We start from the raw sequence: 26,218 nt of genomic DNA on the forward strand, positions 1-26,218 counted from the left end.
ACGGCGCGGGCGCGGGGGAGCGGGTCAGGGGCCGCCGGTGAGCTGGAGCACCGCTATGCCCGCCAGGACGGTGACGCTCGCGGTGATGCGCCGGTGGCCGAGACGCTCGCGGAAGACGACCGAGCCGATCAGGGCGCCGAAGACGATGCTGGTCTCCCGCAGGGCGGCGATGGTGGAGAGGTCACCGCGGGACTGGGCCCATACGACCATCCCGTACGCCAGCAGGGAGAGCACCCCGCCGGCCAGGCCGCGGCCGCACAGCGGGCGCAGCGCGGTGAACAGGGCCGGTCCCCGGCGGGCCAGGGCGATGAGCGGGAGGACCAGCCCCTGGCAGAGGAAGAGCCAGGCGATGTAGCCGAAGACGCTGCCGGAGGCGCGCACGCCGGTTCCGTCGACGAGGGTGTACGAGGCGATCATCACGCCGGTGCCGACCGCGGCGGCCAGCGCGGGCAGTTGGGCGCGGCCCGGGATCCCGTCGGCGAGGGCGAGACCGGCCAGGCCGCAGGAGACGACCGCGATGCCGAGGGCCTGGCCGGCCGGCAGGGAGTGGCCGAGGAAGGTGGTCGAGACCAGGGCCACCACGACGGGTGAGGTGCCCCGGGCGGTGGGGTACATCTGGCCGAAGTCGCCGAGCTGGTAGGCGCGCAGGAGCAGGAGCTGGTACGCGACCTGGAGGGCGGCGGAGGCGGCTATGTACGGCCAGGCCGCCGGGGCGGGCAGCGGGGCGAGGCACACGAGGACGGCTCCGCAGCCGGCGGAGGCGAGGCTGATGAGGGTGAAGCCGGCGAGTTTGTCGCGCAGGCCGTGGGTGAGGCCGTTCCAGACGGCGTGCAACGCCGCCGAGGCGAGGACGACGACGGGCACGGCGGCCGCGCTCGTTACGGACGGCAGGTTTGCGGGCACGTTCGCTCCCCACGGGCCGGTTGTGGAATGGAATTCCCCGATAGGATAGCCAGATGGAAATTCATTCCGCACCGCAGGGTGGCCTCGCCGCCCACATCCGGGCCCACCTGTCTGAGCTGCGCGACACCGAAGCACGGGTGGCGCAGGTCGTCCTCGACAAGGGCGCGGAGCTGGTGCACCTCAGCGTCAGCGATGTCGCGGCGCTGGCCGGCACCGCGTCGTCCACCGTCGTACGGGCCTGTCAGCGGCTGGGATTCCGCGGGTACCAGGAGCTGAAGATCGCCGCGGCCCGCCAGGCACCCGCACAGGAGCCCTCCCGGGACCGGGACCCTGCCGCCCGCGCCCTGGCCGACACCGTCCGCGCCGCCCGGGAGGCGCTGGACGGGGTGGCGGCCACCGTCACCCCGGAGCGACTGCGCACGGCCGCCGAACTCATCGACGCGGCCGACCGGGTACTGGTGGTCGGTGCCGGACTGTCCGGCGCGGTCGCGCTCGACACCGCCTACCGGATGCGCGCGCTGGGCTGCGCGGTCGACGCGCCGGCCGACCCGCTCACCGCGCAGCTGGCCGCCTCGCAGCTGACTTCCGCCGGCGCCTGCCTGGCCATCAGCCACACGGGCGCCACGCGCAGCACGGTGGACACCGCCAGGAGCGCGCGGCAGGCAGGGGCCCGGGTCATCGCCCTGACGAGCTACGCCCGCTCGCCGCTGAGCGAAACCAGTGACTGCACTTTGGTCGCGGGAGGCCAGGACCTGGTGTTCGGGCTCGAAACCGTCGCCAGCCGACTGGCCCACCTCACGGTGATCGACGCCCTCGCCCTCACCCTGCTGGGGCTGCGCGGAGCGCCGGCCGAAGCGGCGCTGAGGCTGTCGGCCGACGTCACGGTCGGCCACTCGTACTGACGGCGGCCCGGTGACGCGTGGCGGCGCGTCACCGGGAAGCGCGACTGCCGCGAGCGCGGGCCGATGACTGTGACCGCCCACCCGAGTGGCGTCCTCGGATGTCGCGGGCGGGTGATTCTGAGGCTGTCCACCGGTGCGGTGCCACGTCCTCGAAGTGGGCCTCGTCAAGGGTCAGGGATCGTTGGCTCCTGCACCCTTTCCGTCTCGGAGGATCGATGCTGTTCACCCGCCGGACCGTCGTCCAAGCCGGAGGCTGCGCCGCTGCCGCGCTGGCGGTCGGCAACGGCCCCGCGATCCCTGCCGTGGGCGCCTCGGACGCTCCCCGGCCCGGGGCCACGGGCGAGGCACTGCCCCTGCGGTCGGACACCACCACGCAGGGCGACGTCCTGGCCGGCTTCCGCAAGGACCACGTGTGCCTCTTCCTCATCCGGTTCGGGGAGTTCACGAAGGCGCGCCGTTGGCTGGGCGATCTGCTGCCCGAGCTGTCCACCACCGAGCAGGTGGCCCGGTTCAACGAGCGGTTCCGCCGCGCCCGTCAGCTGCGCAACGGCGCGGACCCCACCACCATGGCCGCGCTCTGGACCGGCATCAGCCTCACCCACGCGGGGCTGGGACACCTCGCGCAGCGGGACCCGTTCCCTGCCGTCCCGCCCGGGGGCACCGCGGAGGCGTTTTGCGACGGCCCGGGAGCGCGGGCCCGGCAGCTCGGCGACACCGGCCCCAGCGCCCCCGATTCCTGGCTGTTCGGGGCGGCGGCGGACAGCGTCCACGCCGTGCTCACCCTCGCCTCCGACAGGCCCGAGCAGTTGGAGGAGGTCAGCGCCCGCCACCGGGACTCGCTCCGGCGAGCCGGTGCCGAAATCGTCTTCCGGCAGGACGGTGCCACGCTGCCCGGGGCCTTGCACGGCCACGAGCACTTCGGGTTCCTCGACGCCATCAGCCAGCCCGGCGTACGCGGCTTCCACAGCGCGGACGCGACCGGCACGGGCGTGCAGGGCAAACCCGGCACCCGCCTGATCCCCGCCGGTGAGTTCATCGTCGGGCAGGAACGCGTGGGACAGCGCCCCGCCGGACTGCCCGTCTGGGCCACCGGCGGGTCCTTCCAGGTCGTGCGGCGCCTCGCGCAGGACGTTCCGGGATGGTGGGAGCAGGCCCGCGTCCTGCTGAAGGAGCTGAAGAAGTCGGGGGCCGCCCCGGCCGACGCGACGCCCCGGTGGCTCGCCGCCCGCTTCGTGGGGCGCTGGCCGGGAGGAGCCCCCGTCGCCACCTGCCCGATGGCGGAGAAGGCCGTACCGCCCGGGGCGGACGCGGGGAACGACTTCGACTTCCACGACGACCCCCAGGGGTGGACCACACCCCTGTTCGCGCACATCCGCAAGGCCAGTCCGCGCGGCGGGCTGGTCACGACCCCCGGACGACCGCCCCTGCCCGCGTCGGCGCTCGACAACCGGCGCATCATCCGGCGCGGCATCCCCTACGGCCCGGCGCACCGCGAGGACTCCGGGCCCGCCGACCGCGGGCTGGTCTTCGTCAGCTACCAGGCCGACCTCGTCGAGCAGTTCGAGTTCATCGCGAGCAAGTGGTGCAACAACACCGACTTCCCGCCCGCACGCCACCCCCGGCCGGGCGCCGACACGGTCATCGGACCCCCCTCCCCGGTCTGCTTCGAGTCCGCCGCCCCCAGCGGCAGCCGCGCCACGACCCTCGATTTCCAGAACTTCGTGCGGACGGAGGGAGCCCTGTACGCCTTCACGCCGTCGATCCCCACGCTCCGCGCCCTCGCCGAGGGCTCGCTCGACAACGCCATCGAGGTCCATCCGGGTACGGTCCTGCGCCCCGGCGACAGCCTCGACGCCGGTTCGGTACGCCTGTGCTTCGAGACCAGCGGTGAACTGGCGCTCCAGGCGGAGGACGGGCACGCCCTGTGGAGCGCGGGGACGGCGGGGGCCGGCGTCGACGCCCTGTTCGCCGCGAACGGCGAACTCGGCGTGCGCGATGCCACCGGCAAGCCGCTCTGGTCCTCCCGCACCGGCGGCGCGCCGGGCGCCCGCCTCCTCGTCCGTCCGTCGGGGGACGCTGTCATCCTCAGGAACGGCCGTCCCGTGTGGAGCGTGCCGACGTCATCGTCCTGAAGGGCGGGCACGACTCCGGGGACGCCGCCTCAGAACAGGCGGTGGCCCCGCACCCATACCGTCCTGCCGCCGTCGGGGCGGACGAGGCGGAGTCGCGCACGGGCCGGTCCGACTCCCCGTCCGGCACTAGCCGGCGCGGCCGGTGACGAGCAGGTGCGCGGAGGCGTCCCTGACCGCGGGGTGGCGATCGGCGAGGCGAGCGGTCTCGATGGCCCCGGCGAGGAGCGGCGAGTCGTGCAGCGGTGCGCCGGCGGTGCGTTCGGCGGCCTGGAGGTAGGCCCACCCCGGGCCTTCGACGCCGTGGACCTCGACCCGGGCGAGGCCGGCGGCATGCGCTTCGTCGAGGAGTTCGTCGCCGGTGTGGAAGTGAGCGACGGTGAAACCGCGGCTGCCGTCGTACGAGCCGTGGTCGAGGACACCGGCGACTTCGCCGTGCAGCAGCTCGGGGGTGAGTTCGGCGTGGACGGTGTAGTTCTGGAGCAGGCTGTACCGGCTGATCGCGGCGGCCGCGATCAGGCCACCCGGACGGGCGACGCGGACGGCCTCGGCGAGTGCCTTGACCCGGTCGGCCCGGCTGGTGAGGTGGTACAGCGGGCCGAGGAGCAGCACGACGTCGTACGAGTCGTCCGCGGCGGTGAGGGTGCGGGCGTCGCCCAGCTCCGTGGTGCAGCGCGCGTACGCCGCGGCCTGGTCGAGGTGCTTGGGTACGGGGTCGATCAGGTGGACCGCGTGGCCGTCTTCGGCGAGCCAACGGGCGTGGGCGCCGGGGCCGCCGCCGACATCGAGGATCCGGGCGGGTGCGGCGGGCAGCATGGGGCGGATCAGCTGTTGTGTCCGAAGGAGTTCGAGCCGGCCGGAGGCGCTGAGGTGGAGACGGTCTGCCTCGGCGAACTCGTTGTAGAAGTCGGTGATCTGCTGGTCGACCATGAGGCGCTTCCCCTGTCAGTCGGGTGAGCCGAGGGTAGGGCCGGGGACTCCGCGCGGTCCTGCGATTTTCCGTTGGCCCCGCGCGGCCGCCAGGGTCACGCCGGGTGTCCCCGGGGCCGGTCGACACCCGGATGCCACCTCGACGCCGGTCACGCTGAGGCGGACGCGGCTTCGTCCACTCCGGTCGATGAATCGCACGGACCGACCGCGCGCCGCATGCACCGCGAACCGGACCGGGACGACGCGCCAGGACCGTGTCGCCGACCGCCGAACGTGCGGCCGATGAGAGCGCCGCCCGGGCGGTGGGCGACCGGGAGCCGACCGCACGCGCCGTGGGCCGCGCGGCACTCGCCGCCGGCCGCAGGGCCGGGGGTGCGCCGCTGTTCGCGGCCGGAGCCACCACCGGGCCGGTCCGGCCCCCTGAGGGGCCTGCTCACCCAGCCCCCCGCCCGCCGGCCGGCCCCCGCCCCGGCGGGCACGGGCCCGCTCCGTGCCACGGCGGGAGCGTCCTCACCGGCCGGCGGGCGGCGGCGGGTGGCGGGGGGCGCTGGATCGCGGGTCGTCGCCGGCGCCGCCTGCCTCCGCGAGCCCGGGCCGGTCAGGCGCGGACGCTGATGACGGTCTTGCCTCGGGCGCCTCCCCGCTCCACCTTCTGCAGGGCCTCGGAGGCCTCGTCGAGCGGGAAGACCGTCTCGACGATCGGCCGGAGCCGCCCCGACTCCACCAGGCCGGCGAGGTGGGCCAGCTGCTCGCCGTGCGGGCGCATGAAGAAGCTGCGGGCCTCGACGTTCCAACGGGCCTTCCTGGCCTCGGCGTCCGCGATGGGGACGATCGAGACCAGCGTGCCGCCGGTCCTGAGTACGGCGAACGACCGTTCCTGGGTCTCGCCGCCGATGGTGTCGAGGACGACGTCGACGTCGGAGACGACCTCGTCGAACTTCTCGGCCCGGTAGTCGATCACTCGGTCGGCACCGAGCTCCCGCACCAGTGCCACGCTGCCGCCACCGGCCGTGGCCACGACCTCGGCGCCGAGCTGCTTGGCGATCTGTACGGCGGCGGAGCCCACGCCTCCCGCGGCACCGTGGACGAGCACGCGGGTCCCGGCCCGTACGTCGGCCTGCTCGGTCAGGGCCTGCAGGGCGGTCAGCGCGACCAGGGGCAGCGAGGCGGCCTCCTCGAACGTCAGACCGGACGGCTTGGCGGCGACGAGCGACTCGTTGACGGCCGCGTACTCGGCGAAGGCGCCGCCCGCGCGCGGGTCGACACGGGAGAAGACCTCGTCGCCCACCGCGAAACGGGTGACCTCGCCACCGACCTCGGTCACCACACCGGCGAGCTCGTTGCCCATGACCAGCGGCCGGGTCGGCTCCCCCGCGCTCAGGAAGCCCTTGACGATCAGGTGGTCCACCGGATTGACCCCGGCCGCGCGGACCTCGATGAGCACGTCGCGGGGGCCGACGGCGGGGACGGGCACATCGGTGACGCGCACGACGTCGCGGACCTGGCCGTACTGGTCGATGACTGCTGCCTTCACGGGGAGCTCCTTGATCAAGCCTGGGCCGGGCCGCCATGCGGCCGGGCGTGAGTGGGGGGTGGGGGGCGCACACCGGAGTACCGGTGTGCCGGTGTGGGTGGGACCGGGTCAGGCGGTGGTGGCGGGGGTGCGGCCGGCCGCCGCGCTCTCCAGGGCTTCGAGCAGGACCTCGGGGCTCTGGGCGCCCTGGAGCACCAAGGTGCCGTCGATGACGAAGGTGGGAACCGCGGTGACCCCGAGAGCGGCGGCTTCGGAGAGTTCGGCGCGGACTTCCTCGGCCCCCTCGGTCGAGCCGAGGAAGGCCAGCGCCGCGGCGCGGTCGAGTCCGGCCGCCTCGGCGACCCCCGCGAGCGCCTCGCGGTCGCCGAGGTGCCCGCCGTCGGTGAAGTAGTGCGCCAGCAGCCGTTCCTTCACCTCCGCCTGGCGTCCGTGCCGCCGGGCGAACCAGAGCAGGCGGTGCGCCTGGAAGGTGTTGGTGGCCAGTGCCTCGTCCATCCGGAACGTGACGCCCTCCGCGGCCGCGGCCTTGGTCAGCGGGCCGAAGATGGTCGCGGCCGGGCGACCGAACTTGCGCTCGTAGACGTGCGCGGAGGGCTCCGCCGTCTCGGGGGCCGCCGGGTTGAGCTGGAACGGCCGGTAGACGACCTCGACCTCCGCCGCCTCCGGGAAGGCGGCCAAGGCCTTCTCGAAGCGGCGCTTGCCGATGTAGCACCACGGACACACCAGGTCCGAATAGATCTCGACCTTCACGACGCTCGCTCCTGACGGGTCTTCCTCACAGGTGGGCCCGGATCCGCTTCCGCTGGTTCCGGACCGCTCGTTCCATAACCTAGCCGATTCTGGAACGAGCGGTCAATTACGTGCTGCCCCGGACGCCGGCCTTCGCTACGGTGGGTGCATGGCGAGACCACGCACGTTCGACGAAGAAGCGATCCTGGACCGGGCGATGATCCTGTTCTGGCGCAAGGGCTACGAGGCGACCGCGATGAGCGACCTCGTGGCGGAGCTGGGGCTGGGCCGCGGATCGATCTACGCGGCGTTCGGGGACAAGCACCAGCTGTTCGTCCGGGCCCTCGGCCGCTACCTCGACCACCAGACCCGGCTGCTCGGCACCGCGCTCGACGACGAGGGGCCGGCGCTCCCCGGGCTGCGGGACGTGCTGGGTCGGCTCCTGGCCGCCGACGCGGCAGCGGGCAGTGCCGGGTGCTTCAGCGTCAACAGCATCGCCGAGCTGCTGCCGCACGACGAGGAGGTCGCGAAACTGGCCCGGCGCAACCTCCGGTACGCCGAGGAGGCGTTCACGGCGCAGTTGGAGAGGGCCGCACGGGACGGGGAACTCGCTCCGACCGTCACCCCGCGGCAGGGCGCGCTGCTCCTGCTCAACCTGGTCCAGGGCCTGCAGATCATGCGCAAGGTCGACCCCGACCCGGCGAGCGCCGAGGCCTGCCTGGACTCCACCTTCGCCCTCCTGGCCCGGCCCTCGGAAACCGCCGCGGCACTGCGCGACGGCCCGGCCGTGGCCTCGACGGCGCCGTAGTCCTCCCGGCGCCCTCCCGGCCCCGCGGACCGGCGCCCCGCGCGGGGCCCTCTCGCGTGCTGATCGGAGGCGCGGGCCGGGACCCCGGTGTGGCATCCGTAACACGACGCGCCCGCGAGGGCAGTGCCCGCCCGGTCATCCGGTGGGGACCGTCCGATGGGGGCCGATCGGGGGATGAGCTTTCGTGGACGTTTGACCTAGCCTGTACCGGCAACGCACGCCGGGGGGCCGAGCGCAAAGGAAGCACGCGTCCATGGTCATCACCAGCCGTTCCGCCCGTCGTCGGCGGACGCGATCCGCCATGGCGGCGGCCGTCCTCGGCCTCGTCGCGGCATCCGCCGCGCCGGCCCTCGCCGCCACGGACGGCTCGACGGGCCGGTCCTCGGCCACCAACCCCTCCGGACCCGCGGAGAAGCGCACCTCACGGGTCCCCCTCGGCATCTCCCGGCTGGCACAGGGACCGGGCCATGACATCGCCATCACCATCGACGACGGCCCGGACCCCCGCTGGACCCCCCAGGTCCTGCGGGTGCTGCGGGAGAACCACGTCAAGGCCACCTTCTGCATGATCGGCACCAAGGCGCAGAAGTACCCGGACCTGGTGCGCGCGGTCGCCGCCGACGGACACCAGCTGTGCGACCACTCCGTCGACCACGACGTGACCATGGACCACAAGCCGGTCGCGTACCAGGAGCAGCAGATACTCGACGGCAAGGCCATGATCGAGAAGGCCGTGCCGGGCGTCGCCGTCAACTACTACCGTGCGCCGGGCGGTGCCTTCACCCCCGAAAGCCGGGCGATAGCCGCCGCGAACGGTATGCGGCCCCTGGGATGGAGCGTGGACCCCAAGGACTGGAGCCGGCCGGGACTGCCGGCCATCGTCCGCGCCGTGGAGGACGCGCTGCCCCAGCAGCCGACCGTCCTCTTCCACGACGGGGGCGGAGACCGCAGCGAGACCGTCGCCGCGCTCAAGCAGTACCTGCCCTGGCTCACCGCGCGGGGCTACACCATGACCTTCCCGGCCCGCACCACCCCGTAGGAACTCCACCGGGCCTCGGGGTTCCCGGCGGACCCGAACGCGGGCCGTCGGATCAGCGCCGCGGGCCGCCGAGAGGCCCCGGAGAGGCTCCCCGGGCCGGAACGAGGCCGTCGAGGGCCGGGCTGGCGGCCGCGGCCAGGGCCTGTTCACCCGCCCGGAGGGAGTCGTACACGAAGTGGACCGACGCGTCCTCGATGCCGCAGAAACCGGAGATCCCCTCCCGCAGGGTGCGGGCGACGACCCGGTCCCAGCCCAGCTCGGTGAACTGCTCCTCCGTGTAACTGACCAGGCTGATCCACACCATCCGCTTGCCGGCCGGCCTCGGCCGGCTTCGTCCGTACGCGAACCCGTGGTTCCACACCCGGTCGATCCAGCCCTTCAGGATGGCCGGTGGGCCGAACCACCAGAGCGGGAAGACCACGACCAGCGCGTCGGCCTCCTCGATCCGCCGCATGTGTGCCCGGACTTCGGGAGAGTACGACTTCTCGGGGTCGGCCCAGTCCGGCTCGTCCTCGGGGGTCATACGGGGGTCGAAGCCCTCCTCGTACAGGTCGAGGACGTCCACCTCGAAGCCTTCGCGCACGAGCCTGTCCCGGGTCCGGGCGGCGAGTTGGGCGGTCAGTGAATCGGTGCGGGGATGGGCCACCACCAGCAGGGCCCGGGAACGGATCTGTTCCGGTGTCTCGGCCGCGTCGGCCGCGTCGGCCGTTTTGGTGGGCTTGGTGGGCTGCTCCTGACGCGGCATCAGCGGTCACCCAGCCGGACCAGCATCTTGCCGGTGTTGGCACCGCGCAGCAGCCCGAGGAACGCCTCGGGCGCCCGCTCGATGCCCTCGACGACGGTCTGCTCGGTGCGCAGGCTGCCGTCCGCGAGCCAGCCCGCCGCCTTGCCGATCCACTCCGGGAAGAGGTCGAAGTGGTTGCTGACGAGCACGCCCCGGAGGGTCGCCTCCTGGGCGGCGGCCCTCAGGAGGTTGTCCGGCCCGGGCGCCGGCGCGGTGCCGCTGTAGCCGCTGATCGCCCCGACCATGGCGATCCGCCCGCCGGGCCGGATCGCGCCGATCGCCGCCCGCAGGTGGTCGCCGCCGACCGCGTCGAGGTAGACGTCGATGCCATCGGGTGCGGCCTGCCCGAGCTGCTCGTCGAGGCCGCCGGCCCGGTAGTCGATGGCGGCGTCGTAGCCGAACCCGTCGAGCAGCTTCTTGGTCTTCGCCGGGCCGCCGGCCGACCCGATCACCCGGGACGCGCCCAGCTTCCGGGCCAGCTGCCCGGCCACGCTGCCGACCGCTCCGGCGGCCGCGGAGACGAAGACGACATCGCCCTCCCGGACCGGCGCTGTGCGGGTGAGCGCGACGTAGGCGGTCAGGCCCGTGGCGCCGAGGGCGCCCAGCCAGGCAGCGGGTGGGGCGAGCGCCGGATCGACGACGGTGACCGTGGCCGCGTCCAGGAGGGCGTACTCGCGCCAGCCGAGGAAGTGCGAGACGGTCGACCCGACGGGCACGGAGGCGGCGCGGGAGGCGATCACCTCGCCGACCGCGCTGCCTTCCAGGGCGGCGCCCAGTGCGAAGGGCGGGAGGTAGGAGGGGGCGTCGTCCATCCGGCCGCGCATGTAGGGGTCGACGGACATCCAGGTGTTCCGGACGAGGATCCGGCCCTCGGCGGGCTCGGGGAGCTCGGTGCTCACCAACGAGAAGTGCTGCGGGCCCGGTTCACCCGAGGGGCGGGCGGCGAGCCGGATCTCACGCGACTTGACGGACATGGGGTTGGCCTCCGGGTCGGGGTCGGCGGTCCGCGGACCGCGCTCTGTCGTCGTGACCGGTCGTGGCCACGGAGATCACGATGCGGGGGACCGCGCACGAACCGCTGACGGTCCGCGCACGGCGGCCCGGCACGACCGCCCGGCACGCCCGTGCGACGGTCGGATAGCGTGATCACATGCGTTTCGAGGTGCTGGGACCGGTCACCGTCCGTGCGGACGACGGAACTCCCGTGCCCGTGCCCGAGGCCAAGGTCCGGGCCCTGCTCGCCGATCTGCTGGTGCACCGCGGCCGACCGGTGCCGGTGGACCGGCTGATCGACGACCTGTGGGGGGACTCCGTACCCGGCAATCCCGCCAACACCCTCCAGACCAAGGTCTCCCAACTGCGCCGGGCCCTCGCCAAGGCGGACCCGGCGGCCCGCGCCCTGGTGGAGTTCGGACCGGCCGGCTACGCGCTGCGGGTGGACGAGGAGGCGGTGGACGCGGGCAGGTTCGCGGCGCTCACGGCCCGCGCTCGGCGGCAGCCCGACCCGGCGTCGCGGGTTTCGCTGCTGTCGCAGGCCCTGGGGCTGTGGCGTGCGGAGGAGGCGTACGCCGATCAACGCGATGCCGGCTTCGCACAGGCGGCCATCGCCGGGCTGGCGGAGCAGCGGCTCACGGTGTGGGAGGAGTACGCGGAGCTGCGCCTGGAGATCGGTGAACACGCCTTGCTGGCCGATGAGCTGGCGGTCCTGGTGGGGAGCAATCCGCTGCGGCAGCGGCTGTCGGCGGCCCTCATGAGGGCGCTCTACCGGTCCGGCCGGCAGAGCGAGGCACTCACCGTGTACCTGGAACTGCGGGAGCGGTTCGCGGACGAGCTCGGCCTCGACCCCGGTCCGGAAATCGCCGCGCTGTACGAGGCGATCCTCCGCCAGGACCCGTCGCTCGCCCCGCCCGCGGTGTCCGCCGCTCCCTCGGCCGTACCGTCCTCCACCGCGGAGCAGCGGACCCGAACCAACCTGCCCGCGCCCGTCAGTTCGCTGATCGGGCGCCAGGACGCGGTCGGCCGGGTGTACGGGCTGGTCCGGGCGGGCCGACTCGTCACCCTCACCGGACCCGGAGGGGTCGGCAAGACCCGGATCGCGCTGGCGGCGGCATCGAGGTTCGCCGAACCCGGCCCGCAGGCCTTCCCCGACGGCGTGTGGCTCGTCGAACTCGCCGGAATACGAACCGATGCCGAGGCGGTGGAGGCCGTCGCGGCCACCTTCGGCATCCGCGACGACGGCTCGGACGGCACCGATGGCAGAGCGGGAACGGACGGCACGGTCGACGGCGGCCCGGGAGGTCACGCAGGGCCCGCCGGGCGCACGGTCGAGGAGCGGCTGGCCGGGGCGTTGTCGGCCCGCCGGACGCTCCTTCTCCTCGACAACTGCGAGCAGCTCGTCGAACCGCTCGCCGCGCTGATCGGCCGCCTGCTGAGCCGGGCTGCCGGGCTGCACGTCCTCGCCACCAGCCAGGAACCCCTGGCCCTGTCGGGCGAGGTCCTGGAGGCGGTGGAGCCGCTCGCCCAGTCCGAGGCCATGGAACTCTTCGCCGAGCGGGCCGCCGCCGGAGCCCCGGGATTCTCCCTGGGGCCGGGCAACACCGAGGCCGTCGCCCTGATCTGCCGCCGCCTCGACGGCATTCCGCTCGCCCTCGAACTCGCCGCCACCCGGATCCGGGCACTGGGCGTGCACGCCTTGGCCGACCGGCTGCACGACCGCTTCCGGCTCCTCAACCAGGTACGCCGGGACGCCCCGGCCCGGCAGCGCACCCTGCGCGCGGTGATCGACTGGAGTTGGGAGCTGCTGACTCCGCCCGAGCGCACCCTGCTCGGGAGGCTCTCCGTGTTCGCGGGCGGTTTCACGCTGGAGTCGGCGGAATCCGTGTGCGCGGGGGCCGGTACATCCTCTGGTACATCCGCCGGTATATCCGCCGACGAGGTGCTCGACCTGCTCGGCCGGTTGGTCGACCGCTCCCTGGTGGTACCGGTCATACCGGTCGCGCCCGTCTCCGCAGCCGGCCCGGCCGACGACGCCACCCGCTACCGCATGCTGGAGTCCGTACTCGCCTACAGCCGGGAACGGCTCGAAGAGACGGGCACGGCCGCCGACATCCGCCACCGGCACGCCCTGCACTTCACCGAACTGGCCGAGCAGGCCGATCCCTTGTTGCGCGGCCCCGAGCAACGGCACTGGCTGCACCGCCTCGACACCGAATCCCTGAACCTGAGGGCCGCCCTGGACACCGGACCGTACGGGCTGCGCCTGGTCAACTCCCTCACCTGGTACTGGCATCTGCGCGGCCGGATCGGCGAGGCGGTCCGGTCGCTGGACCTGGCCCTGGCCCGGCGCGACCCGGCCGGCGCGGACAGTGCGAGCAGCCCCGATCCGTCACCGGACCACGCCTCCGCCCTGGCCCGCCGCGCGGCCTGCGCGTTGCTCGCCGGGCAGGACGTACCGCCCCAGGACCTCTCCGCCGCGGACCCGTACGCCCGCTGGCTGCTCCTCTTCGCCCGCTGCGGCTTCGGCGGGCCGCCCGAGCGGGAGGCCGACGCCGCGGAACTGACGGCGCTGGGAGCGGAGTTCAGGGCGCTCGGCGACCGCTGGGGGGAAGCCGCCACCCTCGGGGCCCGGGCCACCCGCGCCATGTACCAGGGGGACCTGCCGGCCCTGCGCCGGTACGCCGAGAGCAGTGCGACCCTGTTCGCCGGACTCGGGGACCGCTGGGGCGGTCTGCAGGCCGCCGAACAGCTCGGCGTCCTCGCCGAGATCGCCGGGGACTACGAGGCGGCGCACCGGCTGCACCGGGACGGCGTACGGGACGCGGAGGAGCTCCGGCTCTGGACCAATGCCTCCTTCGGGCTGGCCCGGTTGGGTCGTATCGCGCTGCTGACCGGTGACGACGCGCGGGCCACCGAGTTCCACGAGCGGGCCCGGAAGCTGGCGGTCGAGCAGGGGCACGGACCCGCGCGGCAGTTCGCCGAGATCGGCCTGGCCCTGGGGGCCCGGCGGCGCGGCGAGCTGGAGGCCGCGGAGGCATTGCTGCTGCCCTGGCTGGAGTGGAACCTGCGCCTCGGCGTCGATTCCGGCGCCGCGCTGGTCCTGGCGCAGCTCGGGTACGCCGCCGAGCAGCGCGGCGATGCGGAGCGGGCCCTGGCCCTGCACGGCGAGGGCCTGGCCGCCGCCCGCCGGACCGGTGACCCGCGGGCCCTCGCGCTCGCGCTGGAGGGCCTGGCGGGCGCCCATGTACTGGCCGGCCGGGCCGAACGGGCAGCGTCCCTGCTCGGCACGGCCGCCGCCCTGCGCGACTCGGTCGGCTCCCCACTGCCCCTGGGGGAGCGTACGGACACCGACCGCGCGGCCGGCCTCGCCCGCAGCGTCCTGGGCGAGTCGGTGTTCGCGGCCGCATTCGCGGCGGGCCGCGAGGCGACCCCCGAAGGCATCTCGGCGTGACGCCGGGTCCGACACCGTCCCGGCGGAGTATGTTCCTGTGATGCCCATACCCGGAACGCGTGACCGAACCGCCGACGACCGGATGCCGACCCGTACGGCGGCCGCCGCGGCCGCCGCCGTGACCGTCGGGATGGGGCTGGGGCTCAGGGCCGTGACCACGGGGAGCACGGCCAAGTACGGCGGGGACGCGCTCTACACCGTACTGATCATGACCCTCGTACTGCTGATCGCACCGAGGGTGACGCCCCCGAGAGCCGCAGCGAGCGCGCTGGCCTTCAGCTGGGCGGTGGAGTTCCTCCAGCTCACCGGGGTACCGGCGGAGCTCTCCCGGGACAGCGCCGTCGCCCGACTCGTGCTCGGGAGCACGTTCAACGCTCCCGACCTGTTCTGGTACGGGGTCGGCGCGGCAGCGGGATGGCTCGCCCACACCGCACTGCGGCGGCGGGCGCGCTCATCCACACGGCGGACGCCGGGGTAGCGGGCGGGGGCGTCGACCGGCGTTCCGGGGCCCGGGTCCCGTCCGGGGTGTGGCCCGCCCCGCCGCGGGCTACGCCGAGAAGCGGGGCAGAGCGCCGACGAGACGGTCCCACACGGAGCGGGTGGCGCCGAAACCGCTCTCGTGCACCCAGACGTGGGTACACGCGGGGCACTGGAGGTGGAGCAGGCTCCCCGTGTTGGTGAGCAGGTAGCGCCAGTGCGCGGAGCAGGTCCGCCGCTGCTCGCAGGGCGCACAGCCCTGGGCGTCATCGCACTTCGGGCAGGTCACCCAGGCGCGGCGCCCGGGATCGGCCTGCGGATCAAGCGGCAGCACGGCCGTCGCCCCTCGCGGGCAGCACACCGGCCGCGACGAGCTCGTCGTAGAGCCGCTGCTGCTGCGGGTCGAGTCCGGAGTACAGCAGGTCGTACGCGGCTTCCTCGCCGAGCAGCACCTCGACCGGGTCCCAGTCCGGGCCGAGGGCCTCCATCACCTGGGCGCGGCGGAGGACCTCCTGCGAGGTGAGGTCCACCGCGAAGTCGACCAGCGGGGACGCGCCGGAGGCGTCGGGCTCGTCCGGGGAAGGGGTGGGGTGGTGGGGGGCCATGTCATCGAAGTTAGGCAACCCTTCTTTTCCGGGTCAAGGGAGGGTGGCCGGAGTCACAGATCACGGGGCCCGGGAGCTGTGGGGACCCTTCGGTGAACCGGCGTCCGCGCTCCGCGCAGGCGCGGTGCCCGAAAGCGGCGGAGGTGACGCAATTGCCTGCGGCGTATATCCGTCCATCCCCGGGGTCCCGGAGAATTCAGTGGTGGCCCGAAGGAGGGCCGCCCGGGTGGGGGTACGCCGGTGCCGGCCGCCCTGATCTCGGGTCGTGCAAACATGATTCTTCGGAGGTCGATGAACAAGCTCCCTTCTTTATCCTGGTCCCGAGCCCCGCTTCCTCGCGCGAGTCGAGAGGGGGAGCGGACGAAGTGCGCCGGGAGTGTGATCGAGTCGGTCGCTCAATTGGCGCGGGAGTAGTGAACCGCGCGGGTCCAGATGCGTTCGAGCCGCACGCGCGTTCCGGGTTTCGGAGCGTGCCAGATCTTGTCGTGTCCCGCATAGATGCCGACGTGGCCCATGGTGCCTCCCTTGGGAAAGAAGACCAGGTCGCCGGGGACGCGCTGGGCGCGCGAGATGTGGAGCGTGTCGTCGAACTGCGCGTCGGCCGTACGGGGAAGGGGTCGGCCGGCCTTCCCGAAGGCGTAGAGAGTGAGGCCCGAACAGTCGAATTCACTGGGCCCGGTGGCGCCGTAGACGTAAGGGGCGCCTTTCTTGGAGGCCGCGATCGCGACGGCCTTTATGCCGTAAGGAGAAGCGGCCTGGGCCTGGCCGGTGGGTACGAACAAGACGGTCACGGTGATCGCGAGGATCAGCGCGGGACAGAAGTGCTTCTCGCGGCTCTGTTTTATTTTGGGCAATCGCGATACCTCCGCATTCAGATACAGGAACAGGGCCTTGATGGTGGCTGTTCTCGGTGACTGCGTAATGGCTCCCGACGACCGCCCATTTTTGCCCGAAGGGTCGGCGCTTGCAGGTGTCAGACACGGCAGGGGAATGTCTCGTTTAGGCAAAACAACCCGCGAAGATATGCATGGCGTTTGTCCGACGATTCCTCTCGTTCGTCGAATCGGGACGGGTCCCGCGTCTGGGCTCAGGCGGTCGGGCTCGCGCTCGGCTGCGGGCTGCTTCCACCGCCGCGCTGCGGCATCAGGGCCTTGCAGGTCTCGAAGGCCTGCGCGGACCGCGCATCCGGGGTGGGGATCCCCCGCGGGCCGGGTGCGTTCGGGGAGGCTGTCGGGAGTACCACGCCGTGATCCTTGAGACAGCTGGTGAACGCCTTCATTGCGCCGCCTTCGCCGCCGGGGCCGCCGCCGCGGCCGTTGAACTGCGGGCGCAGATCCGCGCACGCCTGCGCGGCCTCCCTGCGCTGCGGGTCGGCCGACGCCCCACCGCCCCAGCCGCCGGGGCCGCCCCCGGCGCCGCCGGGCACCCGCTTGCCGTCGGACGGGCGGCCGCTGCCGCTCGGGCGCGGCGCCATCGTGATGCCGTGCCGGGCCAGGCACTGGCGGTACGCATCCATCGTCCCGGCATCCGGCGAGGCCGACGCCGCGCCGGAGTGGCCGGAGCCACCGGAACCGCCGGCGCCGGGGGAACAGCCCGCGAGCACCAGCCCGCAGGCCGCGATCACCAGGGCGCACACGGCCGCCCAGGACGCGGTGTCAGCGCGCGGGGTGGCCTGCCGGGTCGTGGTCCAGGGCATGTCCGTTGTCTCCTCGGGCGTCAGGCGTGTAGGCGTCGGGTGTCGTGCGTCGAGCCGCCGGCGGCGTGCGCGTCGGTGACGAAGACCGAACCCCACCGACATGGGGGCGACCGGGGCATCGGCTGGGAGTTCCCTGACAGTGGGCGTGCCCAGACGTGCCCCCGCACCCGGAACGCCGAGCGATATGCTCCGTTCCGCCTGCCGTGCCCGTTTCGCGGTGGAGGGGCGCTCCCAGGGAACTCCCAGGAACCTCCCAGGAGCTCCAAAGTGCGGGCGGCCAGGATCACGCTCCATGAAGGTGCTCCCACGGCGGCGCAGGGCCGTCCTGATCAACTCGGTGCTCGGAGTGGCGGTCCTCGCGGGCGCCGGCGGTGCGTACGCGGCGGTGACCGGTGGCGACGACGGGCCGGCGCGCGGTGGCGCGCGGACCGTGGCCGTCACCAAGGGCACCGTCCTCGCGACGGTGTCCGGCTCTGGGTCACTGAGCTCGCCGAGCGACGCCGGGGTGAACTTCACCACCGGCGGCCGGCTCACCGAAGTCGCCGTCAAGCCGGGGGACAAGGTGACCAAGGGGCAGTTGCTCGGGAAGATCGACCCGACCGCCGCGACGGAGACGCTCACCCAGGCCCGCGCCGCGCTGACCGCGGCCCAGGCCAACGTCACCAAGGCCGAGGCCGGACAGGTGAGTTCGGCGGCCAACACCGGATCCTCGTCCTCCTCCTCGTCGAGGGGCGGTTCCGCGGCCGCTCCCGCGCCGGCGCCCACGCCGACCGTGGACCCGGCGCAGGTGGCACAGGCCCGTTCCCAGCTCACGCAGGCCCAGAACGCCGTCGACGCCGCGCAGCGCGCCGTCGACGGAACCGTGCTGAAGGCCCCGGCCGCCGGGACGGTCGCCTCCGTCTCGGCGAAGGTGGGCGACACCGTGTCCGGCGCGAGCGGCACCGGTACCGGCGGCGGCAACGGAGGCGCGGGGGGCGGCAGTGGCGGTTCGAATGGAAACTCCGGCTCGTCCAATGCCGGTTCCTCGGCTGCCCTGTCGGGCTTCGTGGTGCTCACGAACCCGTCCGGCATGCAGGTGACGGCGAACTTCTCGGAGGCCGACGCGCTCAGGCTGAAGCCCGGACAAGCCGCCACGGTCACGCTGAACGCCATGTCAGGCAAGGTCCTCAACGCGCAGGTTCTGTCGGTCGGTTCGTTGCCCGTCAGCAGCGGCTCGTCCTCCGGAGGCGGCAACTCGGGGGGTGGGAGCGCCGTGCAGTACGCGGCCGCCCTCACCATCACAAGCCCCACCGACGACCTGCGCAGCGGTCTCAGCGCCGCCATCCAGGTCGTCGTGGGCGAAGCGTCCGGTGCCCTCTCGGTGCCGACCGCCGCCGTGTCCGGGACCGGCGCGAACCGTACCGTCACCGTCGTCAAGCCGGACGGCACCACCGTACGGACGCCGGTCACGGTCGGCCTCGAAGGCGACGGCACCGACCAGATCGTCAGCGGGCTGACCGAGGGCGAGCAGGTGCAGGTGGCCGCGGTCTCCTCGGCCGGCAACGGAGGCTTCCCCGGTGGCGCCTTCCCCGGCGGCGCGGGGGCCGGCGGGGCCTCCGGCACCCGCAACCGCGGCGGGGGCTCCGGCTTCCGTACCGGCGGGGGCGGGGGTGGCCGCGGATGACTCCGCCGCTGTGGCCGCGCCGGGCGCTTCCCGACATGCCGGCCGGCGCGCTGCCGGAGCCCCCGCCGGTGATCGAGGTCCGCTCGCTGCTCAAGACGTACGGGCACGGCGACGCCGCCGTCCGCGCGCTCGGCGGGCCGCCCGATCCGGTCACGGGCCGTCGCCCCGGTGTCGAACTGCTCGTGGAACAGGGCGACTTCGTCGCGGTCATGGGCAGTTCGGGCTCGGGAAAGTCGACCCTGATGAACATCCTCGGCTGTCTGGACGTCCCCACCTCGGGCCGCTACCTGCTCGACGGGATCGACGTGGGAGGCCTGGACGAGCACCAGCTCTCGCTGGTCCGCAACCGCAAGATCGGCTTCGTCTTCCAGTCGTTCAACCTGGTGCCCCGCACCACCGCCGTGGCCCAGGTCGAGCTGCCGCTGGCGTACGCGGGCGTGAAGGCCGCCGAGCGGCGCCGGCGCGCGGTGGCCGCACTCACCCTGGTCGGCCTGGCCGAACGCCTGGACCACCGGCCGAACGAACTCTCCGGCGGTCAGCAGCAGCGCGTCGCGGTGGCCCGCGCGCTCGTCACCGCGCCCGCGATGCTCCTCGCCGACGAACCGACCGGAAACCTGGACAGCCACAGCACGGAGGAGGTCCTGGCCCTCGTGGACCGGCTCAACGCCACCGGGCGCACCGTCGTCCTGATCACCCACGAGGACGAGGTGGCCCGGCACGCCAAACGGGTCCTGCGCCTGGTCGACGGGCAGATCGTCGAGGACGTACGGCAGGCGCCCGTCACCGGCCCCCCGCCGGCCTCGGCCGGTACGCACCCCGGGGCCCGGACCCGCGTCACGGCCGGGGGCGTTCGGTGAATCCGTTCCAGACGCTGCGCTTCGCCTTCGGCGGCCTCGCGGCGAACAAGGTGCGCTCCGCGCTGACCATGCTGGGCGTACTGATCGGCGTCGCGGCGGTGATCCTGCTGCTCGCCGTCGGCAACGGATCCTCCCAGGCGGTGAAGGACTCCATCGAGAAGCTCGGCACCAACGCCCTGACCGTTTCCTCCGGCAGTGGTTTCGGCGGCGGGCGCTCCGGCTCCGCCACCGGTACGAAGCCGCTGACGGTCGAGGACGCGCGGGCGCTCGCCGACCCCTCGGCGGCGCCGCACGTCGAATCGGTGGCGCCGGAGGTCACCACCTCGCAGACCGCGTTGTACGAGGGCGCCTCGCACAGCGTCGGCCAGGTCGTCGGCACGTACCCGGCGTACTTCAAGGCCTCCAACAGCAAGGTGGACAAGGGCGACTACTTCAGCGGTGACGACGTGCTGGCCTCCCGGAAGGTCGCCGTCATCGGCTCCACCACCGCCGCCGACCTGTTCGGCACGGCCGACCCCGTAGGCCGCAAGATGGTCCTCGGCGGTACGCCGTTCACCGTGGTCGGCGTGCTCGCCACGAAGGGCGGCACCGGCTTCCAGGACCCGGACGACGTGGTGGTCGCACCGCTGCCCACCGTGCAGAACGCGTTCACCGGCTTCGGCTCGGTCAGCCAGATCCTGGTGGAGGCCAAGTCCGCGGACGCGACGGCCGGGGCGCAGAGCGAGATCACCACGGTGCTGATGGCCCGGCACGGGATCAAGGACCCGGCCGCCCTCGACTTCAGGGTGGCCGGCCAGGCGTCCCTGCTGACCGCGCAGGCCTCGACGAACAAGACGTTCACCGTGCTGCTGGGCGCCGTCGCCGCGATCTCCCTGCTGGTCGGAGGGATCGGGATCACCAACATCATGCTGGTCACCGTTACCGAGCGGACCCGTGAGATCGGCATCCGCAAGGCGATCGGGGCGCCGCGGGGCGCCATCCTCGGCCAGTTCCTCGCCGAGTCGACGCTGCTCTCGCTGATCGGCGGCGGGCTCGGCGTCGCGGCCGGGCTGATCGGTTCGCACTTCACCATCGTCGGCATCAAGCCGGTCGTCATACCGGAGTCGGTCGTCGGCGCCTTCGCCATCGCCGTGGCGATCGGGCTGTTCTTCGGCGGCTACCCGGCCAACCGGGCCGCGAGCCTGCGGCCCATCGAAGCGCTGCGGCACGAATGAGCCGGCACACGCGGGAACAGGGAGAAGCTGACATGGCACGACGCCGCACCGAACCGGAGAAGCGGCCCGAGGCGGGCGGAGACCGGTTCACGCCGTTCGCCGAGGTGTTCACCGCTTCGGCCGCCGAGGACCCCACCGAGGACCTCGCGGAGGACCCCACCGAGGACCTCGCCGCGGACTCCACCGGCCCGGGCCTCCTGGAGGAAGGGCCCGCGGCGGATCCCGTGTCCGACCCCGAGAGGATCCTTTCCGAACCCCCGGACACCCGGGACATATCGGCCGAACTCGCGGCCCCACCCCGGCCGCGGCTGCCCTGGCTGACGTTGCTGCTCTCGGGTGGGGTGGTGGCCGGTCTCGCGTTCACCGGGGGCGTCCTGGTCGAGAAGAGCCATCTCCAGGGCCCGGCCGGAGCCGGGTCCGCAGCCGGCGGCTCGACGACGGGCCGCAGCTTCGCCGCCGGAGCCGGCGCCGGGCAAGGACGCACGGGCAACGGCCAGAGCAACGGCCAGCGCAACGGCCAGGGCAACGGCCAGGGCAACGGCCAGAGCAGCACCGGGCAGGGCCGTTCCGGGGCCGGGCAGAACGGCCAACGCCAGGGCTTCGGAGGTGCGAGCGGCAGCCCGGGCGCCGGGGCCGGCGTGACCACCGGTACGGTGAAACTCGTCGACGGCACCACCCTCTACGTCACCGACGCCCAGGGCAACGTCGTCAAAGTCACCACCGACACCAACACCCAGATCACCGAGGCCAAGAGCGGCAAGGTGTCCGACCTCCAGCCGGGTCAGACCGTGACCGTGCGCGGCAGCCAGACCCCTTCCGGTGACGTCGCCGCGACGACCGTCGCCCAGGGCGGCGCGGGAGGGTTCAGCGGCGGCGGCCGGGGCTGAACGCGAGAGGGAGGAAACCCCCCTTGGACAGGGACACGGTCGCGCCCGAGGCGAGCCTGCTCGTCGTCGACGACGAGCCGAACATCAGGGAGCTGCTGTCCGCCTCGCTGCGGTTCGTCGGCTTCCGGGTCACCTCCGCGGCGAACGGCGCCGACGCGCTGGCGGCGGTCGCCGAGGAGCGGCCCGACCTGGTGGTGCTCGACGTGATGCTGCCCGACCTCAGCGGGTTCGCCGTCGTGCGCCGCCTGCGCGAGGCGGCCGGCGGCGGGTCCGGGGCCGATCACCTGCCGGTCCTGTTCCTCACCGCGAAGGACGGCGTCGACGACAAGATCAGCGGGCTCACGGCCGGCGGCGACGACTACGTCACCAAGCCGTTCAGCCTGGAGGAACTGATCGCCCGGATCCGCGCGATCCTGCGCCGCACCGGCGCCCCGACGGGCGAGGGCCGCCTGATCGCGGGCGACCTCGAACTGGATCCGGTGGGTCACCAGGTGCTGCGCGGCGGCCGGCCCGTGTCGCTGTCCCCCACCGAGTTCAAACTGCTGGCGTACCTGATGGCCCACGCCGACCGCGTCGTCTCCAAGGCGCAGATCCTCGAGCACGTGTGGGCGTACGACTTCGGCGGCGATCTCAGCATCGTCGAGTCGTACATCTCCTACGTGCGCCGCAAGGTGGACTCGGGCGCGGACGGCGCCGCCAAGCTCATCCACACCGTGCGCGGGATCGGGTACGTCCTGCGCCGCCCGCAGACCTGACATGGTCGGACGGACGAAGCGACGCGCACGCCGGGTCGCGCACCGGATCGCGGGTCTGTCCCTGCGCTCGCGGCTCGTGCTGCTCTCGATGGCGCTGGTCGCCCTCGGGCTGACCGTCAGTGACACGGTCGTCCTCGGATCGGTGCGCGCCCAGTTGGTGGGGCGGGTCGACCGGCAACTCGAACGGTTCGGGGACTCGGTGGCGTACCGGGTCCGGGCCGAGGGCACCCCGCAGCCGTCGCACCTCGGGCGGACGGGCAGCGGCCGGTCCTGGCTGCCGAGCCAGTACGTGGTGGCGTTCGCCGACGCCGACGGGCGGGTGTCGGACCAGTTCCGGCAGCCCGTCGCCGCCGGGGATCCGGGCCCGCTGTGGCCTGCGATGGACGGCGCGCGACTGCGGACCGGGTTCGGGCGGCCGTTCGAGGTGGCCGGCGACCACGGCGGCGGCACCTGGCGGGTGCGGATCGTGCCGGTGGGCAGCGACGACCCGCAACTGCCCGCGGCAGTCCTGGTCGCGGCTCCGCTGGTCGAGGTGTCGTCCACCCTCGACCACCTGGCCACCGCTTTCGAACTCATCGGCGTCGCGGTGTCGCTGCTGCTCGCCGTGGCCGGCTGGTTCGCCGTACGGGCGGGACTGCGTCCGCTGCGGCGGATCGAGGAGACCGCGGCGGAGATCTCCGCCGGGCAGCCGCTGTCGCACCGCATGCCGGACGCCTCGCCGCGTACCGAGACCGGGCGGCTGAGCAGCGCGCTCAACGGAATGCTCGCGCAGATCGAGTCGGCGTTCGCGGCCCGTGGCGCGTCGGAAGACCGGATGCGGCGCTTCGTCGCCGACGCCGGCCACGAACTGCGGACGCCGCTGGCCGGCATCCGCGGCTTCGCCGAGCTGTACCGGATGGGAGCCCTGCCCGACGAGGCCGACGTACGGCGCACCATGGCCCGCATCGAGAGCGAGGCGGTGCGGCTCGGCGCCCTGGTGGAGGACCTGCTGACCCTGGTCCGCATGGACGAGCAGCGCCCGCTGGAACTCGAACCGATGGACCTGCGCACCCTCGCGGTGGACGCCCTGCACGACACCCGGGCCCTGGACCCGACGCGCGAGGTGGCGCTGACCGGCCCGGGAGGCGTGGGCCTGCCCGGGCCGGCGCCGGTCAACGGCGACGAGGCGCGGCTGCGCCAGGTGGTCGCCAACCTGGTCGGCAACGCCGTCGCCCACACGCCCGCGGGTTCCGCGGTGCGGATCGGGGTGGGCAGCACCGACGGCCGCGGGGTGATCGAGGTCGCCGACTGCGGGCCGGGCCTGACCCCGGAGCAGGCGGCCCGGGTCTTCGAGAGGTTCTACCGGGTGGACGCCTCACGGAGCCGGCAGACGGGCGGCGGAGCGGGCCTGGGCCTGGCGATCGCCTCCGCGCTCGTCCAGGCCCACGGGGGAGAACTGGAACTGGAGACCGCACCGGGTGCCGGAGCCCTGTTCCGGGTCCGCCTCCGGTCCGCCGCACCCTGACCTCAGGTCGCGCACCGGCTGCCGGGCTCCGTGCCGTCAGGGCTCATCCGGTCGTCCGACGGAGCAACGGCACGAGGAGCTGTCGACCGGCGCCGACGGGCTCCCCTCCCCGAACCCGAACCGACCGGTGGTGGTTAGGGTGCGAAGTCATGGACGCTGCTGATCTCGACCGCCAGGCCCGGACCTCGTCCGGCTGTATTCCTCCGCCCCTGGTCTCCCGGCTTCTCGAACTCGGCTACGAGAAAGAGGTGGAGTTCCAGGCCGGCCGGGGTGACTGGTTCTGCGCACGCGAGTGGACGCGGCTGCTGGGCGCCCGAGGACGGCAGGCAGAGGCGTTGGAGGTGCTCGCTCCGTACGTCGCCACCGGCTGGTGGCCGGCCGCCCGGGCCCAGGCCGAACTGCTCGAGGGCTGGGGGCGGGCCGAGGAGGCGATCGCGCTGGTCGGGTCGTACGCCAAGGTCGGTGGGCCCGCGCTGGAGTTCTACGCGCGCCTGCTGGCCCGGCACGACCGCCAGGACGAGGCGATCGTGCGGCTGAGTGCCGGAATCGAGGACTGGCTCCTTGCCACTGCTCTGGTCGAGGTTGCCGAGGGGGCGGGCCGGGACGAGGAGATCGCCGCGCTGTTGGCCGCTCGGATCCCGGCCGGGCACCGATGCGAAGGTCCGTGGTGCTGCCGCGGTCTCGACCCCGACACGGCCATCGGTCTGCTGGCCGCGATCCGCGAACGCCAGGGCCGCGTCGACGAAGCGATCGCCCTGCTGCACACCCGGCACATCACCTCCGTGAACAACCACGACCAGCTGGCCGACCTGCTGGCACGTCACGACCGGATCGAGGAGCTGCGTGCGTACGCGGCGTCCGAGCACCACGGGCACGCGGCGCGCCGCCTGGCCGAGTTGCTGGAGCGGCGCGGCGAGGTGGAAGCCGCGATCGCCGTGTACCGGGAGCCGGGCGACTCGGCGGCCGATCCGTGCCGTGCCGCGGTCGAGCTGGCGCAGCTCCTGGCCCGGCAGGGCCGGGGCGAGGAGGCGATCGAGGTGATGCGCACGCTCGCGGACGCACAGGGCGCCGGCCAGGACTGGATCGTGGACATGCTGTGCACCTTGTACGCCGATCAGGGGCGCGCCCGGGACGCACTGGCCTACCTCGACAGCCGCGGGGCACGCCGCGACGGCGGGGACGAGTGGGACTTGTTCAGGGTGCGACTGCGGCTCATGGCCGGCTGCGGCCTGCTCGACGAAGCGATCGGGCAAGCGCGGCTGCACCCCGAGGGCGACGGCCCGTACGTGGCCTGGACCATCTCCGAGCTCCTCGCCGAGGCCGGTCGGACCGAAGAGGCCGTCGCCGTCCTGGAACCGCACGCCCCGGTCAACCGTGACGCTCTGGGGGGTCACCTCATCGAACTCGGCCGGGTCAAGGAGGCCTTGGCACTCCTTCGGCAACGCGAATCCGAGCCGTTCGTGCCCGTCTGGTCGGGCACCTTCTCCGACGAACACCCGCGCTGACACGGCCCTCTCCGCGTGTGCTGCCCGCTCAGCCGTGGGCCCGCGCGTGCAGAGCGCGGGCCATCGCAGAGGACCCGTCGGTCACGAAGGAACGGATCTCCGCCAGATAGGCGTCCCGGTCGACACGGCCGTCGCCGTCCTCGTCCAGCGCGTCGAAGGCCGCACCGGCGTTGTCTGCGGGGTTGCCGAGGGCATGGCGCAGCCGGGTGAACTCCGCCCGGTCGAGGTGTCCGTCGCCGTCGCCGTCGGCCAGGTCGAACAGCGATCCCAGAGCCGGCCTGCACACCTCGTCGAAGGCCTCCTCGCCCGCCCACGCCTCGTACTCCGGGAAGGTCACCCGCCCGTCCTGGTCGGCGTCCATCGAGGCGAACACCTGGTCGTGTGCGGCGCGCGCCACGATCAGGAGCGGGTCGTCGCCGGTCCGGCCCAGTGCCTCGGCCGCGCGTTCGGGCCGGGCCAGGTACTCCTGACGGGAGATGACCCCGTCGCCGTCGACGTCCAGCATCGAGAAGATGTGCCGCTTGGCGGTGATGGTGTCCACCGAGACCCTCGTTCCTGCGCGAAGCCGAAGGAGCGGCGGGCACCGTTCCCACCCCGGAAACGATCAACTCGGCACCAGGTCACCGCCGCCGCCCCGCGGAAGGGCGAGGGGCTCGCGGGCCCCGATGGCCCGGACCGGGACCCGCTCGGTGTGCTCGGGCCGCATCGCCGTGACGCGCACCCGAGGTGGCGGTCATCCAGCGGTCGCCGGGATGCCTAGTTGTTCTGTCCCGGGAGGTTGTGGACGGGTGATGCAGGTCTCGACTGAGGGATCTTGAAATGGGTGAGGGCCTTCTGGCTCGGTGTGGAT

Annotated in this window: 24 protein-coding genes; 13 read left to right on the forward strand and 11 right to left on the reverse strand. The window is 73.4% G+C overall.

Features of this window, described 5'->3' with window-relative positions:
• Nucleotides 1-24 precede the first annotated feature (24 nt).
• Nucleotides 25-903 carry an EamA family transporter gene (locus ACIQ5Y_RS31680; protein ID WP_403888142.1) on the reverse strand — a complete coding sequence of 293 codons (879 nt, stop codon included), beginning with the start codon at nucleotides 901-903 and terminating at the stop codon, nucleotides 25-27.
• Nucleotides 904-956: 53 nt separating this feature from the next.
• Between ACIQ5Y_RS31680 and ACIQ5Y_RS31685 the strand changes: the two genes are divergently transcribed.
• Complete coding sequence (locus ACIQ5Y_RS31685) at nucleotides 957-1,805, forward strand: MurR/RpiR family transcriptional regulator (RefSeq protein ID WP_403888145.1); 849 nt, start codon at nucleotides 957-959, stop codon at nucleotides 1,803-1,805.
• Nucleotides 1,806-2,020: 215 nt separating this feature from the next.
• On the forward strand, nucleotides 2,021-3,937 hold the full coding sequence (locus ACIQ5Y_RS31690) for a Dyp-type peroxidase (protein WP_403888148.1): 1,917 nt from the start codon (nucleotides 2,021-2,023) through the stop codon (nucleotides 3,935-3,937).
• Nucleotides 3,938-4,063: 126 nt separating this feature from the next.
• Here ACIQ5Y_RS31690 and ACIQ5Y_RS31695 read toward each other — a convergent pair whose 3' ends face one another.
• The 3 genes from ACIQ5Y_RS31695 to ACIQ5Y_RS31705 form a co-directional block, all read right to left on the reverse strand.
• Nucleotides 4,064-4,864 carry a class I SAM-dependent methyltransferase gene (locus tag ACIQ5Y_RS31695; protein WP_403888151.1) on the reverse strand — a complete coding sequence of 267 codons (801 nt, stop codon included), beginning with the start codon at nucleotides 4,862-4,864 and terminating at the stop codon, nucleotides 4,064-4,066.
• Nucleotides 4,865-5,462: 598 nt separating this feature from the next.
• On the reverse strand, nucleotides 5,463-6,398 hold the full coding sequence (locus ACIQ5Y_RS31700; RefSeq protein WP_403888154.1) for an NADP-dependent oxidoreductase: 936 nt from the start codon (nucleotides 6,396-6,398) through the stop codon (nucleotides 5,463-5,465).
• A 108-nt stretch (nucleotides 6,399-6,506) separates the two neighbouring features.
• A complete protein-coding gene (locus ACIQ5Y_RS31705; protein ID WP_403888157.1) occupies nucleotides 6,507-7,148 on the reverse strand; it encodes a DsbA family oxidoreductase in 642 nt (213 codons plus the stop codon).
• A 148-nt stretch (nucleotides 7,149-7,296) separates the two neighbouring features.
• Here ACIQ5Y_RS31705 and ACIQ5Y_RS31710 point away from each other — a divergent pair, with 148 nt between their 5' ends.
• Nucleotides 7,297-7,935, forward strand: coding sequence for a TetR/AcrR family transcriptional regulator (locus tag ACIQ5Y_RS31710; RefSeq protein ID WP_403888160.1), 639 nt, complete (start codon nucleotides 7,297-7,299; stop codon nucleotides 7,933-7,935).
• Between the two features lie 253 nt (nucleotides 7,936-8,188).
• Complete coding sequence (locus ACIQ5Y_RS31715) at nucleotides 8,189-8,974, forward strand: polysaccharide deacetylase family protein (RefSeq protein ID WP_403888163.1); 786 nt, start codon at nucleotides 8,189-8,191, stop codon at nucleotides 8,972-8,974.
• A gap of 52 nt (nucleotides 8,975-9,026) precedes the next feature.
• On the opposite strand, the gene ACIQ5Y_RS31720 is transcribed toward ACIQ5Y_RS31715, so the two are convergent.
• Entirely contained in the window at nucleotides 9,027-9,719 is a 693-nt protein-coding gene (locus ACIQ5Y_RS31720) for an NAD(P)H oxidoreductase (RefSeq protein ID WP_403888165.1), read from the reverse strand.
• A complete protein-coding gene (locus ACIQ5Y_RS31725) occupies nucleotides 9,719-10,732 on the reverse strand; it encodes an NADP-dependent oxidoreductase (protein WP_403888167.1) in 1,014 nt (337 codons plus the stop codon). Before ACIQ5Y_RS31725 ends, ACIQ5Y_RS31720 begins: the two co-directional genes overlap by 1 nt.
• 176 nt (nucleotides 10,733-10,908) lie before the next feature.
• Here ACIQ5Y_RS31725 and ACIQ5Y_RS31730 point away from each other — a divergent pair, with 176 nt between their 5' ends.
• Together ACIQ5Y_RS31730 and ACIQ5Y_RS31735 are read left to right on the forward strand one after the other, a co-directional pair.
• Entirely contained in the window at nucleotides 10,909-14,205 is a 3,297-nt protein-coding gene (locus ACIQ5Y_RS31730) for a BTAD domain-containing putative transcriptional regulator (protein WP_403888170.1), read from the forward strand.
• A 40-nt stretch (nucleotides 14,206-14,245) separates the two neighbouring features.
• Nucleotides 14,246-14,683, forward strand: a complete 438-nt coding sequence (locus ACIQ5Y_RS31735) for a DUF2809 domain-containing protein (RefSeq protein ID WP_403888172.1) — start codon at nucleotides 14,246-14,248, stop codon at nucleotides 14,681-14,683.
• Nucleotides 14,684-14,752: 69 nt separating this feature from the next.
• Here the strand turns inward: ACIQ5Y_RS31735 and ACIQ5Y_RS31740 are convergent, their stop codons facing one another.
• From ACIQ5Y_RS31740 to ACIQ5Y_RS31755, 4 genes are all read right to left on the reverse strand, one after another.
• Nucleotides 14,753-15,016, reverse strand: coding sequence for a hypothetical protein (locus ACIQ5Y_RS31740; RefSeq protein ID WP_403888175.1), 264 nt, complete (start codon nucleotides 15,014-15,016; stop codon nucleotides 14,753-14,755).
• Entirely contained in the window at nucleotides 15,003-15,287 is a 285-nt protein-coding gene (locus ACIQ5Y_RS31745; RefSeq protein WP_403888178.1) for a DUF6400 family protein, read from the reverse strand. The genes ACIQ5Y_RS31740 and ACIQ5Y_RS31745 overlap by 14 nt, the downstream gene beginning before the upstream one ends.
• A 395-nt stretch (nucleotides 15,288-15,682) precedes the next feature.
• Nucleotides 15,683-16,141, reverse strand: coding sequence for a C40 family peptidase (locus tag ACIQ5Y_RS31750; protein ID WP_403888180.1), 459 nt, complete (start codon nucleotides 16,139-16,141; stop codon nucleotides 15,683-15,685).
• 233 nt (nucleotides 16,142-16,374) lie between these two features.
• Entirely contained in the window at nucleotides 16,375-16,983 is a 609-nt protein-coding gene (locus ACIQ5Y_RS31755; protein WP_403888182.1) for a hypothetical protein, read from the reverse strand.
• Nucleotides 16,984-17,275: 292 nt separating this feature from the next.
• Here ACIQ5Y_RS31755 and ACIQ5Y_RS31760 point away from each other — a divergent pair, with 292 nt between their 5' ends.
• From ACIQ5Y_RS31760 to ACIQ5Y_RS31790, 7 genes are all read left to right on the forward strand, one after another.
• Nucleotides 17,276-18,646 (forward strand): efflux RND transporter periplasmic adaptor subunit, encoded by a 1,371-nt coding sequence (locus ACIQ5Y_RS31760; protein ID WP_403888185.1) that lies wholly within the window; start codon nucleotides 17,276-17,278, stop codon nucleotides 18,644-18,646.
• Nucleotides 18,643-19,503 (forward strand): ABC transporter ATP-binding protein, encoded by an 861-nt coding sequence (locus ACIQ5Y_RS31765; protein WP_403888188.1) that lies wholly within the window; start codon nucleotides 18,643-18,645, stop codon nucleotides 19,501-19,503. Before ACIQ5Y_RS31760 ends, ACIQ5Y_RS31765 begins: the two co-directional genes overlap by 4 nt.
• On the forward strand, nucleotides 19,500-20,717 hold the full coding sequence (locus tag ACIQ5Y_RS31770) for an ABC transporter permease (protein ID WP_403888191.1): 1,218 nt from the start codon (nucleotides 19,500-19,502) through the stop codon (nucleotides 20,715-20,717). Before ACIQ5Y_RS31765 ends, ACIQ5Y_RS31770 begins: the two co-directional genes overlap by 4 nt.
• 32 nt (nucleotides 20,718-20,749) lie before the next feature.
• Complete coding sequence (locus tag ACIQ5Y_RS31775) at nucleotides 20,750-21,604, forward strand: DUF5666 domain-containing protein (RefSeq protein WP_403888194.1); 855 nt, start codon at nucleotides 20,750-20,752, stop codon at nucleotides 21,602-21,604.
• A 23-nt stretch (nucleotides 21,605-21,627) separates the two neighbouring features.
• Nucleotides 21,628-22,359, forward strand: coding sequence for a response regulator transcription factor (locus tag ACIQ5Y_RS31780; RefSeq protein ID WP_403888199.1), 732 nt, complete (start codon nucleotides 21,628-21,630; stop codon nucleotides 22,357-22,359).
• A gap of 1 nt (nucleotide 22,360) precedes the next feature.
• Nucleotides 22,361-23,863, forward strand: a complete 1,503-nt coding sequence (locus ACIQ5Y_RS31785) for a sensor histidine kinase (RefSeq protein ID WP_403888202.1) — start codon at nucleotides 22,361-22,363, stop codon at nucleotides 23,861-23,863.
• Nucleotides 23,864-24,012: 149 nt separating this feature from the next.
• Nucleotides 24,013-25,368: a tetratricopeptide repeat protein gene (locus tag ACIQ5Y_RS31790; protein ID WP_403888205.1), complete on the forward strand. Its 1,356-nt coding sequence runs from the start codon at nucleotides 24,013-24,015 to the stop codon at nucleotides 25,366-25,368.
• A 28-nt stretch (nucleotides 25,369-25,396) separates the two neighbouring features.
• Here the strand turns inward: ACIQ5Y_RS31790 and ACIQ5Y_RS31795 are convergent, their stop codons facing one another.
• Entirely contained in the window at nucleotides 25,397-25,909 is a 513-nt protein-coding gene (locus ACIQ5Y_RS31795; protein ID WP_403888208.1) for an EF-hand domain-containing protein, read from the reverse strand.
• Nucleotides 25,910-26,218 lie beyond the last annotated feature (309 nt).

It is taken from the genome of Streptomyces sp. NPDC096339 (genome assembly GCF_044762985.1).
Lineage (GTDB): Bacteria > Actinomycetota > Actinomycetes > Streptomycetales > Streptomycetaceae > Streptomyces.

Excerpts from the sequence above, each read along its gene's own strand:
- ACIQ5Y_RS31685 (WP_403888145.1), top strand. The coding sequence starts at position 957 with ATGGAAATTCATTCCGCACCGCAGGGTGGCCTCGCCGCCCACATCCGG.
- ACIQ5Y_RS31690 (WP_403888148.1), top strand. The coding sequence starts at position 2,021 with ATGCTGTTCACCCGCCGGACCGTCGTCCAAGCCGGAGGCTGCGCCGCT.
- ACIQ5Y_RS31695 (WP_403888151.1), bottom strand. The coding sequence starts at position 4,864 with ATGGTCGACCAGCAGATCACCGACTTCTACAACGAGTTCGCCGAGGCA.
- ACIQ5Y_RS31710 (WP_403888160.1), top strand. The coding sequence starts at position 7,297 with ATGGCGAGACCACGCACGTTCGACGAAGAAGCGATCCTGGACCGGGCG.
- ACIQ5Y_RS31715 (WP_403888163.1), top strand. The coding sequence starts at position 8,189 with ATGGTCATCACCAGCCGTTCCGCCCGTCGTCGGCGGACGCGATCCGCC.
- ACIQ5Y_RS31720 (WP_403888165.1), bottom strand. The coding sequence starts at position 9,719 with ATGCCGCGTCAGGAGCAGCCCACCAAGCCCACCAAAACGGCCGACGCG.
- ACIQ5Y_RS31725 (WP_403888167.1), bottom strand. The coding sequence starts at position 10,732 with ATGTCCGTCAAGTCGCGTGAGATCCGGCTCGCCGCCCGCCCCTCGGGT.
- ACIQ5Y_RS31730 (WP_403888170.1), top strand. The coding sequence starts at position 10,909 with ATGCGTTTCGAGGTGCTGGGACCGGTCACCGTCCGTGCGGACGACGGA.
- ACIQ5Y_RS31735 (WP_403888172.1), top strand. The coding sequence starts at position 14,246 with ATGCCCATACCCGGAACGCGTGACCGAACCGCCGACGACCGGATGCCG.
- ACIQ5Y_RS31745 (WP_403888178.1), bottom strand. The coding sequence starts at position 15,287 with ATGGCCCCCCACCACCCCACCCCTTCCCCGGACGAGCCCGACGCCTCC.
- ACIQ5Y_RS31755 (WP_403888182.1), bottom strand. The coding sequence starts at position 16,983 with ATGCCCTGGACCACGACCCGGCAGGCCACCCCGCGCGCTGACACCGCG.
- ACIQ5Y_RS31760 (WP_403888185.1), top strand. The coding sequence starts at position 17,276 with ATGAAGGTGCTCCCACGGCGGCGCAGGGCCGTCCTGATCAACTCGGTG.
- ACIQ5Y_RS31765 (WP_403888188.1), top strand. The coding sequence starts at position 18,643 with ATGACTCCGCCGCTGTGGCCGCGCCGGGCGCTTCCCGACATGCCGGCC.
- ACIQ5Y_RS31775 (WP_403888194.1), top strand. The coding sequence starts at position 20,750 with ATGGCACGACGCCGCACCGAACCGGAGAAGCGGCCCGAGGCGGGCGGA.
- ACIQ5Y_RS31785 (WP_403888202.1), top strand. The coding sequence starts at position 22,361 with ATGGTCGGACGGACGAAGCGACGCGCACGCCGGGTCGCGCACCGGATC.
- ACIQ5Y_RS31790 (WP_403888205.1), top strand. The coding sequence starts at position 24,013 with ATGGACGCTGCTGATCTCGACCGCCAGGCCCGGACCTCGTCCGGCTGT.